The sequence below is a fragment of the Natrarchaeobius oligotrophus genome (assembly GCF_003841465.1).
Taxonomy (GTDB): domain Archaea; phylum Halobacteriota; class Halobacteria; order Halobacteriales; family Natrialbaceae; genus Natrarchaeobius; species Natrarchaeobius oligotrophus.
Genome location: NZ_REFZ01000007.1, coordinates 154,383 through 167,600, shown reverse-complemented (window position 1 = coordinate 167,600; position 13,218 = coordinate 154,383). Strand labels below are relative to the sequence as shown.

The 13,218-nt window shown below is 65.5% G+C and carries 14 protein-coding genes; 9 read left to right on the top strand and 5 right to left on the bottom strand.

The features are described from left to right. The first annotated feature begins 17 nt into the window (after positions 1-17). From EA472_RS12275 to EA472_RS12265, 3 genes are all read left to right on the top strand, one after another. The gene (locus EA472_RS12275) at positions 18-974 is read left to right on the top strand and encodes a TIGR03557 family F420-dependent LLM class oxidoreductase (RefSeq protein ID WP_124191807.1); all 957 of its coding nucleotides are present in this window, start codon (positions 18-20) and stop codon (positions 972-974) included. Between the two features lie 109 nt (positions 975-1,083). After that, complete coding sequence (locus EA472_RS12270) at positions 1,084-1,329, top strand: antitoxin VapB family protein (protein ID WP_124191806.1); 246 nt, start codon at positions 1,084-1,086, stop codon at positions 1,327-1,329. After that, positions 1,326-1,715, top strand: a complete 390-nt coding sequence (locus EA472_RS12265) for a PIN domain-containing protein (protein WP_124191805.1) — start codon at positions 1,326-1,328, stop codon at positions 1,713-1,715. The genes EA472_RS12270 and EA472_RS12265 overlap by 4 nt, the downstream gene beginning before the upstream one ends. 163 nt (positions 1,716-1,878) lie before the next feature. Here EA472_RS12265 and EA472_RS12260 read toward each other — a convergent pair whose 3' ends face one another. Continuing rightward, complete coding sequence (locus tag EA472_RS12260) at positions 1,879-3,138, bottom strand: RNA-guided endonuclease InsQ/TnpB family protein (RefSeq protein ID WP_124191804.1); 1,260 nt, start codon at positions 3,136-3,138, stop codon at positions 1,879-1,881. A 200-nt stretch (positions 3,139-3,338) separates the two neighbouring features. Here EA472_RS12260 and EA472_RS12255 point away from each other — a divergent pair, with 200 nt between their 5' ends. Next, positions 3,339-4,343 (top strand): aldo/keto reductase, encoded by a 1,005-nt coding sequence (locus EA472_RS12255; RefSeq protein WP_124191803.1) that lies wholly within the window; start codon positions 3,339-3,341, stop codon positions 4,341-4,343. A 98-nt stretch (positions 4,344-4,441) separates the two neighbouring features. On the opposite strand, the gene EA472_RS12250 is transcribed toward EA472_RS12255, so the two are convergent. Together EA472_RS12250 and EA472_RS12245 are read right to left on the bottom strand one after the other, a co-directional pair. After that, complete coding sequence (locus EA472_RS12250; protein ID WP_243637838.1) at positions 4,442-5,863, bottom strand: heme o synthase; 1,422 nt, start codon at positions 5,861-5,863, stop codon at positions 4,442-4,444. A 235-nt stretch (positions 5,864-6,098) separates the two neighbouring features. Continuing rightward, positions 6,099-6,461 (bottom strand): DUF7111 family protein, encoded by a 363-nt coding sequence (locus EA472_RS12245; protein WP_124191801.1) that lies wholly within the window; start codon positions 6,459-6,461, stop codon positions 6,099-6,101. A gap of 137 nt (positions 6,462-6,598) precedes the next feature. Here EA472_RS12245 and EA472_RS12240 point away from each other — a divergent pair, with 137 nt between their 5' ends. Together EA472_RS12240 and EA472_RS12235 are read left to right on the top strand one after the other, a co-directional pair. Then, on the top strand, positions 6,599-7,495 hold the full coding sequence (locus tag EA472_RS12240) for a DUF3267 domain-containing protein (RefSeq protein WP_124191800.1): 897 nt from the start codon (positions 6,599-6,601) through the stop codon (positions 7,493-7,495). A gap of 90 nt (positions 7,496-7,585) precedes the next feature. Further along, the gene (locus EA472_RS12235) at positions 7,586-7,879 is read left to right on the top strand and encodes a PadR family transcriptional regulator (RefSeq protein WP_124191799.1); all 294 of its coding nucleotides are present in this window, start codon (positions 7,586-7,588) and stop codon (positions 7,877-7,879) included. 54 nt (positions 7,880-7,933) lie between these two features. Here EA472_RS12235 and EA472_RS12230 read toward each other — a convergent pair whose 3' ends face one another. Further along, a complete protein-coding gene (locus EA472_RS12230; protein WP_124191798.1) occupies positions 7,934-9,079 on the bottom strand; it encodes an acyl-CoA dehydrogenase in 1,146 nt (381 codons plus the stop codon). 153 nt (positions 9,080-9,232) lie between these two features. On the opposite strand from EA472_RS12230, the gene EA472_RS12225 reads away from it, so the two are divergent. Further along, positions 9,233-10,279 carry a phytoene/squalene synthase family protein gene (locus EA472_RS12225; RefSeq protein ID WP_124191797.1) on the top strand — a complete coding sequence of 349 codons (1,047 nt, stop codon included), beginning with the start codon at positions 9,233-9,235 and terminating at the stop codon, positions 10,277-10,279. A 253-nt stretch (positions 10,280-10,532) separates the two neighbouring features. Here EA472_RS12225 and EA472_RS12220 read toward each other — a convergent pair whose 3' ends face one another. Next, a complete protein-coding gene (locus tag EA472_RS12220) occupies positions 10,533-11,387 on the bottom strand; it encodes a 3-hydroxyacyl-CoA dehydrogenase family protein (protein WP_124191796.1) in 855 nt (284 codons plus the stop codon). 195 nt (positions 11,388-11,582) lie between these two features. On the opposite strand from EA472_RS12220, the gene EA472_RS12215 reads away from it, so the two are divergent. Beyond that, positions 11,583-12,140, top strand: coding sequence for a hypothetical protein (locus tag EA472_RS12215; protein ID WP_394341345.1), 558 nt, complete (start codon positions 11,583-11,585; stop codon positions 12,138-12,140). Between the two features lie 283 nt (positions 12,141-12,423). Next, positions 12,424-13,218 (top strand): class I fructose-bisphosphate aldolase, encoded by a 795-nt coding sequence (locus EA472_RS12210; RefSeq protein ID WP_124191795.1) that lies wholly within the window; start codon positions 12,424-12,426, stop codon positions 13,216-13,218.

Below are 13,218 nucleotides of genomic sequence, written 5' to 3'. Positions count from 1 at the left end.
GTGGTAGCCCGACCGGCATGACACAGCTCGGCTACACCCTCTCGAGCGAGGAACACGGCCCGAACGAACTCGTCGAGTACGCCCGTCGGGCCGAGGAGGCCGGCTTCGACTTCGTCTCGATCTCCGATCACTTCCACCCGTGGGTTTCGAAACAGGGGGAGTCGCCGTTCGTCTGGTCGACGCTCGGCGCGATCGCGACCGCGACCGACGAGATCGAAGTCGGCGTCGGCGTCACCTGCCCGACGATCCGCATCCACCCCGTCAACGTCGCCCAGGCCGTCGCCACCGTCGACGAGATGTTGGGCGATCGCTTCACGTTCGGCGTCGGCACCGGCGAGAACCTGAACGAACACGTCACGGGCGATCGCTGGCCCGAACACGACGTCCGTCTCGAGATGCTCGAGGAGGCGATGGACGTGATGCGAAAGCTCTGGACCGGCGAGACGACCAGCCACCGCGGCGAGCACTACACGGTCGAAAACGCACGCCTCTACACGGTTCCGGACGAGCAGCCGACGACGATCGCCAGCGCGTTCGGCCCGCAAACCGCCCGGTGGGCGGCCGATCGCGCCGACGGCCTCTGGTGTTCGGGCCCGAAAGCGGAGCCGGTCGACGCCTACGAGGACGCCGGCGGCGACGGACCACGATACACCCAGCTCCACGGCTGTTACGCCGAAACCGAAGCGGAGGCGGTCGACACCGTCTACGAGTACTGGCCCAACGGCTCGCTCCCCGGCGAGCTCGGACAGGAGCTGCCCACGCCCGCACACTTCGAGCAGGCCGCCCAGATGGTCGATCGGGAAGACGTCGCCGAGTCCGGAACGACCACCGATCCGGACCCCCAGGCCCACGTCGATAGCATAGCGCAGGCCGTCGACGCCGGCTACGATCACGTCTACTTCCACCAGATCGGCCCGAACCAGGAGCTCGCACTCGAGTTCTACGAGGAGGAGGTGCTGCCGTCGTTCCGGTGAGTCCACGCCGGCCGTCTCGTCCCTCTCGCAGGTAGCGAGTCCGAACCGCCGTCGGGAACGCTTCTGCACCGCATATTTTTATGGTGCACGTACGTACACGTACACAGACATGGGGACGAAGACGATCTCACTGGCGGACGATGCGTACGAGCGCCTTCGGGCCGAAAAGCGCGAAAACGAGAGTTTCAGCGACGTCGTACGACGGTTGACCGAAGGCACCTCCCTGGAAAAATATCACGGCGCGTTGAGCGAAGAGGTGGCTGACGAGCTCGAGGATGCGATCACGCAGCGGCGCGAAGAGCGAACGAACCAACACCGCAAACGGGTCGAAGAGATTGCGGACGCGTTCGAATGATCCTCGACACTTCGTTTCTCGTCGACGTCCTGCGGGGGGAAGAGACCGTTAAAAAAGCGATTCGGACGGTCGACGAACGTGGAACGGCACGGGTGAGTTCGGTGACGGTGATGGAACTCTGGGAGGGAGTTCACCTCGCGGACTCGGCCGAGAATCAGCGAGCGATCGTCAAAAACGTCCTCGAGGACGTCCGAGAAGTCCCGTTCGACCGGGACTGTGCAACGACCGCTGGCGAAATCAACGCGAGACTTCACCGTAACGGGACGCCAATCGAGGCTGCTGACGTGATGATCGCCGCGACGGCGCTCGTTCACGACGTCCCCGTCGTGACGAAAAACGTCGATCACTTCGGGCGAATCGACGGCCTCGAGATCCTCACGTACTGACGGCCTCGAGCGTCTCTGGAGACGATCCGATCGATTCGGCTGCTCCCTGGTCGCGTCGACCGGGACGGACGCGGCGAAGGTGTCACGTTTGACCTCCTCCTCCGCGTTCACGCGGAGGAATCCCACCACGGGATTTCAAGCCGAGCGACGCGGCCTGTTGGTTTCAAGACGCATACGTTCCACGTGTCTCCTGCTGAGTTGCAGCGTCTGCGTGGCTGTCTTGTGGCCCGGTCAAAGGGGCCCCATCCGTAGCCGAGTCATCGTCACCTGCCTTCTGCCGGGAGGTTCGGGCGCTTCGGCGGTGACTCTCTCCACTACGGTAGCGGTCTGCGATGTTTATCGCCCCGTTTACGTCGGCTTGGTACTCACCGACCCAACAATTGTCGTTCGAGCAACGGAACGTCGCCTGTCGTGGCCGGGAGCCGTGTTCACCGCAGGCGTGGCATACTTTCGACGTGTTCTGGGGATTCACCGTCTCAACAGGAATCCCCCTCTCGGCGGCTTTGTAGCGAATCTGTGCGTGGAGCTTCGCAAAGCCCCATCCGTGCAACCGCCGATTCATGTACGCGCTGTAGTCCATGTTTTCGCGGATGTAGGTCAGGTCTTCCAGTATCAGTACTGGATTCTCGACAGACTCAGCGTACTCTACGACCTCGCGGGTCACACGGTGGAACACGTCGTCAATCTGGTTCCACAGCGCGTCACCGTAGGATTCGACGATTCGCTCACTACCATGGCGCTGAAGCCGTCTTGTAGCGGTGAAATAGGTTTTACGGAGCCGACGAACGGTCTTGCCCTCGTCGGCCCACAGTTTGGGGCGAACCGGAGATTCGCTCTCATCGCGGTGACACACCGTGACGAGACTCGCTTCTCCGATGTCCACGCCAATAGGCGTCCGCTCGTCGGCGGACGTCCCGGATTGGACCTCCACGTCGCGAGTGACGGTGACGTGGAGATACCACGTTCCATCTCGCTCGAAGAGCCGACTTTCACCCATTTCGGCGTCGTCAGCGTATACCGCTTCCAGCCACTCTCGTTGGTCGGGATTGACGTGTGTCGGGATCCAGAGGTGGTAATCCTCGTGGTGCGGGATTTTGACGTACCACTCGAGAGCGTTCTGTGGCTGGTGGTCGAGTTGGATACCGTCGTTAGTGAACTTCACCGGGTGGTCGTCGTGGAGTTCATCGGCGTGATAACTGTCACCACAGAGTTGCGGGACATACTGTTTGAGCGCGTTTTTCGCATAGCCGGAGAGATCGTACTCGACGACGACGTCGTTGGTAGCTGACTGAGTAGTGCATTCGGCGTCGAAGGCTGCCTGCAGTGCCTGCTGGTACGCCTTGCGGGTCTCACACAACTTGCGTTCTTTGTGTGAGTTGGGGTCGACGAGACGCAACTCCAGCGTTTTCGTGACTGCAGACATCCGTTCTGTGTGCTCACTACGCTCCGTGATGGGATATACGTCAGCCATGCGGAGTGAAAGTAAACGTGGGAAATCCAGTCGTCGCCACTCTCAGACACTGGCCGAACACTGCTTATCGCTCGATCTGCGCCTAAAGACGCAGGTATGCGCTAGCGGTCTCTATCAATTCATTTTTCTCCTCGCGGGCGGGTTTACTCGGTATGGAGTACACCACTCTCGGTAACACCGGCACGACGGTCTCGAGACTCTGTTACGGCACCTGGCGGTTCGGACGGAACACGGGCGGCGTCGTCGAGACCGACCGCGAGGAGGCCCACGAACTGCTCGACGCGTGCTGGGACAGCGGGATCAACTTCATCGACACCGCGAACGTCTACGGCGACCCCGACGGCACGAGCGAGACGTGGATCGGAGAGTGGCTCGAGGACTACGATCGGGAGGATTTCGTCGTCGCCTCGAAAGTCTACTTCCCGTTCGACGGCTGGGGCGAACCCGGTCCGAACGACTCCGGGCTCGGCCGCAAGCACATTCGGGCGCAGATCGAGGGCACCCTCGAGCGACTCGGCACGGACTACCTCGACGTCTACTACATCCACCGCTGGGACGAGGACACGCCCATCCGCGAGACGCTTCGGACGCTCTCTCGCCTCGTCGACGAGGGGAAAGTCCGCTATCTCGGCGCGAGTTCGATGGCGGCCTGGCAGCTGACCAAGGCGCTCTGGACCAGCGACGCGGAGGGACTCGAGCGCTTCGACGTCACCCAGCCGCGGGTCAACGCCGCACAGTACGACGACGTGTCGGACTACCTCGACGTCTGCGCCGATCAGGATCTCGCGGTCTGTCCGTACTCCCCGCTCGCGGGCGGCTTCCTGACCGGCAAGTACGACCGCGCGGACGACGGATCGGTGATCGCTCCCGACGGCTCCCGCGGAAGCCTCGACGAGATGTTCGACGACTGGTACGCGACCGAGCAGGCCTGGGACGTCCTCGAGGTCGTCGAGTCCGTCGCCGACGAGGTCGACGCGACGCCCGCACAGGTGTCGGTTCGCTGGCTGATGGGCCACGACGAGTTCACCTGCGTTCCGATCGTCGGCGCTCGGACGCCCGAGCAACTCGAGGAGAACGTCGGCGCGGTCGACGTCGACCTCACCGACGACCAGTTCGAGCGCATCGACGCCGCTCGCGGAACCGACGACGCGGAGTAGCGGAGCCGTACGTCTCGCTCGACGACCGATCGCTATTTTCGGCGAACCCCCTCCCGAGAGTCCTGCCTTCGGACCGAACGTCGCGCTCGAGGCCGGAGTTACAGGACCAGCGCGTCGACGACGATCACGACGAGGACGGCACCGAGGAAGGCGTTCGAAGCGTGGAACGACCGGAACGCCGCTGACTCGGTCTGTTCGAAGTGAAGGACGACGGCCGTCCAGAGGAAGATCCCGCCGAAGATCGCGACCGTCGCCGCGTAGAGCGCGCCGAGGTCGGTGATCCAGGCCAGCCCGACCGTCGCGACGAGCGTCGCCGCGAGGTAGTAGACGATGTGCTTTCGCGTCTCGGTCTCCCCGCGGACGACCGGCATCATCGGGAATCCACCCCGTGCGTAGTCGTCGCGGTAGGCCAGCGCGAGGTTGTAGAAGTGTGCGGGCGTCCAGAGGAAGATCACGCCGGCCAGCGCGAGCGCCGGCAATCCGATCTCGTTCGTGACGGCGGCCCAGCCGATCAACGCCGGGAGCGCACCGGCGAGTCCGCCGATGACGGTGTTCTGGACCGTGTTGGGCTTGAGCAACAGCGTGTAGACGACGCTGTAAAAGAGGATCGCAGCGAGGCCGAGTGCGGCCGCCAGCGCGTTGATCGTGAGAAAGACGCCAACGGAGGCCACGGTCAACAGCACGCCGAACGCCATCGCGTTTCGAACCGGTATCAGTTCGGTCGCGAGCGGCCGATCGGCCGTGCGAGACATCCGCTGGTCGACGTCGCGCTCGAGGACGTGATTGAACGTTCCGGACGCGCCGATGGCGAGGACGCCGCCGCCGAGCGTGGCGACGATCACGCCGGGGGTCAGGTCCGGACCGGCCGCGAGGGCCATCCCCGCCGCGGCGACGAGACAGAGCAGCCACATCAGCCGCGGCTTCATCATCTTGAAGTACGCGAAGGCGGTGAGTCGGGCGCGTTCGAGCCCGCCGGAGGGGAGCGACCTCGGCGCTGGCGTCGCCTCGCTCCCGAGCGGTTCGGGCTCGGGCGCGTCGATCGCGTCGTCGTCCTCGCCGGTGGCGAACTCGAGGTCCCAGGCCAGCGCGAGGACGATCGTCGTGAAGACGACGACGCCGAGTCCGAGGTGCAGTCCCGGTGCGATCGCCGCCGGTCCGAGCGTCGCCGTGGCCGCGCCGATCCCGACCTGGACGACGTAGAGGCCCGCCCCGGCCAGCACCGCCGCGCGAACGCGACTCGAGGCGTCACCGAGGGTCGCGGCGACGGCGGTCGCGGCGAACAGCCCGCCGACGACGGCGGCGGCGAGGCGGTGTCCCCAGGCGATGGCGAGTTCGGTCTGGTTCAGCGGATCGGCCGGCGGATGACAGGCCGGCCACGTCGAACACGCCGATCCCGCGTCCGCGAGCGAGGTCGTCGCTCCGACGATCAACAGGAGGTAGACGCCGAGGGCGGTCGCTGCGAGCAGTCCCGAAAAGCGCCGTTGCGTGTCGATCGGACGGGGAAACGACTCGGCTGTCACGCTATTCTCGTCTGGATCCTTCCACTCCGCGTATTTAGGGTTCCCGCTTTTTCCGGGCTCGAGTCCCCGACGCCCCGGTCGCGAGGATCTGCTGCCGAACGGGTTCGGCGTCCCCCCGAACGACCGGTTCGCCATCGACGTCGTGGACGGACGACGTCCGGCCGGAACGCGACGTCTCGTCGCTCGAGCTCCCGAAAGACGGCGCTTTCGCCGCTCGAGTCCTCTAACTCGCCGGTCACATCCCCATGTCCTCGGCCGCAGCGGGGACCGGCAACTCGTGGGGCGCGACGCCGAGCAGTTCGGCGGCGTGGTCGAGCGCCACGTCGAATCCGTAGTAGCGCTCGAGTTCGTCGCCGTCCGCGGTCGGGCGAACCTTCAACATCGCGTATCCATCGACGTTCTGGGCGATCGCGGCGGTGGTTCGGGTTCCAGACCTGCGCTCGGCGGGTGCATCGTCGGCGACGGCGAACTCGAGGACGCGTTCGGCGTCCGTCTCGTCGTAGGTCGCAACGATTCCGTTGGCCGTCGCGGTCCGTTCGATTCCCGATCCCTCGCCGTCGTCCGCGTCGGCGTTCGATCCGCCGTCGGTGGTCGGCATGTGTCTCACTCGTCGACGGGGGACCGGGAAACTGTCGGTTCCGGCCCGCGAATGGACGGCGGTCGGCGTCGACCGCGAGCCCGCCTCGACGACCCGAGATCGATACCGCTTTTTCGTCCGCGTCTGCAGTGCGGTGCGTGAACGGAACGGACGCGCCAGCGGAACGGCCCCCGATCGGGGCGGTGCGACTCACCCGCGCGGTCGCTCTGCGGTGGCTCATCGTCTCCGTCGTCGGCTTCTTCGCGTCCGCCTACTGCTTCGCTCGCGCCCTCGCGTTCGTCCACGGCCGACCGCTCGAGCCGATCGTGATCGCCCCGCCGACCGCCTCGAGCGCGCTGTTTATGGCCGTCACCTCGATCGTCCTCGTCGGCGTCGTCGTGGTGGTCCACGAGTTGCTCCACGGCGCGGCGATGAAACGCTACGGCGGCGCGGCGAGCTTCGGCGTCGGCGTCTCGCAGTTCGTCTTTCCCGCCGCCTACGCCGCGTCGGAGGGCGTCGACTACGCCCGCACCCAGCTGATCGTCGTGCTCGTCGCCCCGTTCGTGGCGATCACCGCCGCCGGACTCGCCGTGATGATCGTCTACCCGACGCCGCTGCTGGTAGTCGCACTCGCGGCGAACGCGGCCGGCTCCGTCGGCGACCTCTGGACGGCCGCGATCCTGTGGCAGTATCCCGCCGACGCGCGGGTAATCGACCTGCCCGGCGGCCAGCGGGGATTCGCGCTCGTCGCCCCGGACGGCGGGTCGATCGATCGGCGTTCCCTGGCGAAACCGTTCTCGAGGGTGGCGGCCGGCTCGATCGGGACGCTGACGCTGCTCGTCGCGGTGGCGCTCGTCGCCGTTCTCGTCTCGCTCGCGTTCGGCTCCGGAACCGTCGTGATCGGCGATCCGACCGGCCGCCCGTTTCTCGTTCGCCACGAGCTGCGCGACGGCGTCGCCCACCTCGAGGTCGGCGCATCGTTCGTCGCGCTGACCGCGGTCGCCGGCGGGACGGCCTGGGCGATCCTGTGCGGACTCTTCGGACGCTCGCCGTAATCGGTCGAGATTCTCGGCTGAGCGCGACGACCGGCGACGACGGGAACCGAAACGCTCGAGCGGACGCCGGAACAATCGTCGACACCGAGTATGTCCAAGTGGCTCCAGAGCGGGCGTCGCCGAGATATCTGTTTCCTGCTCGCGGCCGGCGGCGAGTTACGCGGCCAGGAACTGAAATCGCACCTCGAGTCCCACTACGACGACCGGCTCGAGCCGAAGTCGTTCTACGGCTCGCTGTCCGCGCTCGTCGATTCGGGGTTCGTGGAGAAGCGAACCGAGGGACTGCACGACGTCTACGCGCTCACCGATGCCGGCGAGAAGCGCCTGCACGATCATTACGAGTGGGTTCGTGAGTGCCTCGAGATGGTGGAGAACCCGGAGTGAGATCGGCTCGCGCCGGTGTGCAGATCAACGACTCGCGTTCGTCCGATAGCCACGTCAGCCGTCGAGCAGCCGATCGCCGATCGTGTTCCGCAACACCTCGCTCGTCCCCTCGTAGATCTCGTTGAGTTTCGCGTCGCGGTAGAACCGTTCGACGGGGAAGTCCGTCGTGTAGCCGTAGCCGCCGTGGATCTGGATCCCCTCGTTGGCGACCTCTCGAGAGATTTCGCTGGCGTACAGTTTAGCCTGGGCCGCCTCCGTGACGTAGTCCTCGCCGCGCATCTTCCTGTCGGCGGCTCTGTGCATCAGCATGCGCGCGGCCTGGATCTTCGTGTCCATGTCCGCGAGTTTGTGTTTGATCGCCTGGAACTCGCCGATCGGCTGGCCGAACTGTTCGCGCTCGTTCGCGTAGGAGACGGCCTCGTCGAAGGCGGCTCGAGCGATGCCGACGCCGCGGGCGGCGATCGTGATCCGGCCGCCGTTGAGCGTCTTCAGCGCCTGGATGAATCCCTCCCCCTCCTCGCCGATCAGACGATTTTCCGGGAGACGGAGGTCGTCGAACCGGAGTTCTGCCGTCGGACAGCCCTTGTCCCCGAGTTTATCCTCCGTGCCCTCGACGAAGAAGCCGTCGTCCTCCTCGGGGCGGACGACGAACGAGGAGATCCCGCTGTTGCCGGCGTCGGGATCGGTCTTGGCGAACAACGTGACGGTGTCCGCGACCGAGCCGTTCGAGATCCAGAGTTTTCCGCCGTCGACGACGTACTCGTCTCCGTTTCGCTCGGCGGTCGTCTCCATCGCCGGCACGTCGCTTCCCGCTCCTGCTTCCGAGAGGGCGAACGCGCCGATGTCGTCGCCGGCAGCGAGCGGCGTGAGGTACTCCTCCTTCTGACGCTCGTCCCCGAACTCGTAGAGCATGTTGCCCGCGAGCGAGGTGTGTGCGGCGACGACGGTTCCGAGTCCGCCCGACCCCCGAGAGATCTCCTCGAGGCCGATCGCGTAGGAGTGGTAATCGAGACCGGCACCGCCGTACTCCTCGGGGAAGGGCATCCCGAGCAAGCCGAGTTCGGCCATCTCGTCGACGAGGTCGCGGGGAAACTCGTCCTCGTGGTCGATTTCGCCGGCGACGGGGACGATCTCTTCGTCGACGAACTCCGAGACCATCTCTCGAATCTGGGTCTGTTCGGCCGAGAGCGCGAAGTCCATGCCGAATCGTTCGATGGGTTCGCTCTTGACTGTTGGGCCACGGCCGTCCCGTTCAACTGGACGGGGTGGGACGAAGCGTTTCGTCTCAATTCGAAACGCTCTCGCCGGGACCGGGGTGTTTTTCCCGGATGCGCACAAACGGAAACGCAGTAGATGACTTCCGGACGGTCAGAACTCACAACCGACGCCGATATCGAGTGGTGTTACGACGCGGTTCACGGCGTCTCGCGGACCTTCTCGATCACGATCGACCGACTCGAGGAGCCGATGGCGAGACACATCTGTCTCGGATATCTCCTCTGTCGCATCGCTGATACGGTCGAAGACGCAGGACACATTCCGCCGGAGACGCAGGCTGAGCTGCTCACGGCGTACGACCGCCTCCTCGATCCCGAGGTGGACGCGCCGGTCTCGGCGTTCATGGACGACGTCGAGCCGTGGATTCCCGACGATCCGAACGAAGACTGGACCGTCGTCGCGGAGACGCCGCGCGTCCTGCGGACGTTCGAATCACTCGAGGACGAGCCCCGCGAGATCATGCGCGAGCCGGTTCGGGAGCTGGTCGACGGAATGGCGATGTTCACCGCCAGGTACGCCGACGAAGGCGGCCTGCGGCTCCAGACGCTCGAGGAACTCGAAGAGTACTGCTGGTACGCAGCCGGCACCGTCGGCACGCTCATCACGGGACTGGTCGCCCGCGGTGCCTCCCAGGAGCGCGCCGAGGAGATGCGGGCGAACGCGCGGTCGTTCGCGCTGCTGTTGCAACTGGTCAACATCGCCAAGGACGTCGACGCCGACTACCGCGAGGAGAACAACGTCTACCTGCCCGCGGAGTGGCTCGCGGAGGAAGACGTCTGCGTCGACGCCGTCACCGACGAGGAGAACCGAAGCGGCGTCACGAACGTCATCCGGCGCGTCACCGGGCGGGCAGAGACGTACCTCGACGACGCCCAGCGCTATCTCGAGGTCATCCCCGAACACCACGGCAACCGACTCTCGGCGTGGGCGATTCCGTACCTCCTCGCCGTCGGCACGATGCGCGAACTCCGCGAGCGTCCCGAAGACGTCGTTCGAGACGGCGACGTGAAAGTTCCTCGAGCGGAGGTGTACGCGCTGTTGCAGGCGTTCGAAGAGGGCGTCTCGCGGTCGCACCTCGACGAACTCCGCCGCCAGATGGCCGAACAGCCGCTTCACAAGTGACCGTCGCTCGTTTCTCGCAGCGCCGACTCGAGGTCGAGTGAGTAGAGGCCGGCCACTCACGACATCGTGAGGGCTGGCTCTGGGACGGCACCCACGACGTTCGACCCGTTTGGCCGGCACAACGCGACGCGCGAGCCGGATCGCGGCGACGGGATCGGTTTTCCCGGGATAGTCGTCGATCCGGCGCCGCGAGTGGACGAGCTTCAACCAGTGGCGTTTCGACGACGCTCGAAGTGATTCTCGGCGAGTGGGGTCACTCGTAGTCGTAGAATCCCCGTCCCGTCTTCTTCCCGAGGTCGCCGGCTGCGACCTTGCGTTTGAGCAGGTAGGCGGGCTTGTACCGATCGCCGAGTTCCTCGTGGAGCGTCTCGGAGGCGTGGAGACAGACGTCGAGTCCGATGTGATCCGCGAGCCTCAGCGGTCCCATCGGAACGTTCGTCCCGAGTTCCATCCCCGCGTCGATGTCCTCCCTGGTGGCGACGCCCTCGTCGTAGGCGCGGATTCCCTCGTTGATCCAGGGCATGAGAATGCGGTTCGTGACGAAGCCCGGCTTGTCGTCGGCCTCCCACGTCGTCTTCCCGAGATCGTCGGCGATCCGGTGGGCCAGCGCCGTCGCCTCGTCGGTCGTCTTCTCGCCGACGACGACCTCGACGCCCTCCATGATCGCCACGGGATTCATGAAGTGGAGACCGACGACGCGTTCGGGCCGCTCGAGGTCCGAGGCGATCGACGTGATCGACAGCGTGCTCGTGTTCGTCGCGAGGAGCACGTCGTCGGCACAGACCGCCTCGAGATCGGCGAAGACGTCCCGTTTGACGTCGAGGTCCTCGAGGACGGCCTCGACGACGAGATCGCAGTCGTCGAGATCGTCGAGGACCGTCGTGCCCTCGATCCGTTCCCGTACCGCCTCCGGCTGCCCGTCGAGGTCGTCCCGCGATGCCAGGCGCTCGAGGCTCCCCTCGATGGCGTCGAAGCCGTCCTCGACGAACTCGGGTTCGACGTCGCGCATCACGACGTCGTACCCGTGCGTGGCGGCGACCTGTGCGATGCCGCTTCCCATCGTTCCCGCGCCGACGACGCCGATCCGGTCGATGCGATCGCGAACCATGCGACGGGGTACGACGGCCGGAAGTGAAGTATCTCGGGGTCGGATCGAAGCCGCCTCGCGTGCGTCTTCTGGACGCCGTTCGCCCACGTTCAGTCCGTTTCGTCGAACGCGATTCCCGGTCCGTTTCAGCGGCCGACCGCGCGAGGAAAAGCTTCAAGACCGACGGGTGTGAGGTACGGACGATCGGTGAGTCGCGTGAGCAAAGAATACGTCGTCGACGACTCGACAACGGCGAACGACGAACTCGCCCTCGACGAACGCGAGTCCCTCGAGGTCGCCGACCTCGATCCCGACCGCGTCGCGAGCAAGGAGTACTCCTACCGGGCGTTGCTCGACGCGGGCGTCGACGAATCCGTCGCCGACACGCTCCGCAGGCGATTTTCGCTCCCGTGGTCGTTCGAGACGGACGGCGATCTCGATCGGCGATCGAACGAGGTTCGCGGCCTCGGCGAGGCCGAACGGGCGTGGATCGCCGCCAGCGAAGACGAGGAATGGCAGGCGTTCGAACACGCCCGATCGCGGGCGTCGGAAAGCGAAGACGACGAGCGGACCGAACGCCCCTGGCCGCGTCCCACGCCGGTTCGGGCGGTCGCCGGCGTCGGTCCCGACGACGCCGACGCGCTGGCCGAAGCCGGCATCATCTCCGCCGAGCGACTGGCGACGATCGACGCCGCGCAGGTCGCCGCGTTGCTCGATCTCGACGTGCGCCACGTCCGAACGTGGCGGTACAACGCGCGGGAACTGGTCGATTGAGCGCGATCGCTCCTCGAGGGGATCGCGTCGACGAGAACCCGCGTCGCCGCGGCGAACCCCGGCGATCGATCGCTCCGGGGACCGACGGCCGCGCCCGGTTGGCTGCGACTGGTCGTTCGCTCGAGTCGCACACGCCCCCCTCGAGAGCCCGCGACTCGGGGCGGGAAAGCGGTCCGATACTCCCGAACGGAACCGGTGTGCAGACATCTTAACTACGATAATTAGTAATTTCGATAATTAGGATCACCAGAGATTTATAGACGACTGTTGGACCATCTATCAGATGATTCCGATCGACGATTCCCCGATCGTCCGTGATGGGAAGTCACTGATCCTCGCGATGGACCACGGCCTCGAGCACGGGCCGGTCGACTTCGAGGAGGTCCCCGAAAAACTCGATCCCGCAACGGTCTTCGAGACGGCAACACACGACGCCGTCACGGCCATGGCCGTCCAGAAGGGAATTGCCGAGGGCTACTATCCCAGCTTCGAGGACGACGTCGAGTTGCTGTTGAAGATCAACGGCACCTCGAATCTCTGGATGGGCGAGCCGGACTCGGCGGTCAACTGTTCGGTCGATTACGCCGCGGAACTCGGCGCATCTGCCGTCGGCTTCACCGTCTACGGCGGTTCCAACCACGAAATCGAGATGGTCGAGGAGTTCCGCGACGTCCACGAGGACGCCCGCGAGTACGACCTCCCCGTCGTCATGTGGTCGTACCCGCGCGGGCAGGGGCTGAAAAACGACACGAAGCCGAGCACGATCTCCTACGCCTCTCGGCTCGCCCTCGAGCTCGGCGCGGACATCGCGAAGGTCAAATATCCCGGCAGTAAGGAGGCGATGGCCCACGCCGTCGACTGCGCCGGCGACATGAAAGTCGTGATGAGCGGCGGCTCGAAGACGTCGGACTACGAGTTCCTCTCGACCGTCGAAGCCGTCATCGACGCCGGTGCGAACGGCCTCGCCGTCGGTCGCAACGTCTGGCAACGCGAGAACCCGACCCGGATCCTCGACGCCCTCGAGAAAGTGATCTACGAGGAAGAGACGGCCGACGCTGCGCTCGAGGCCACGGAATAG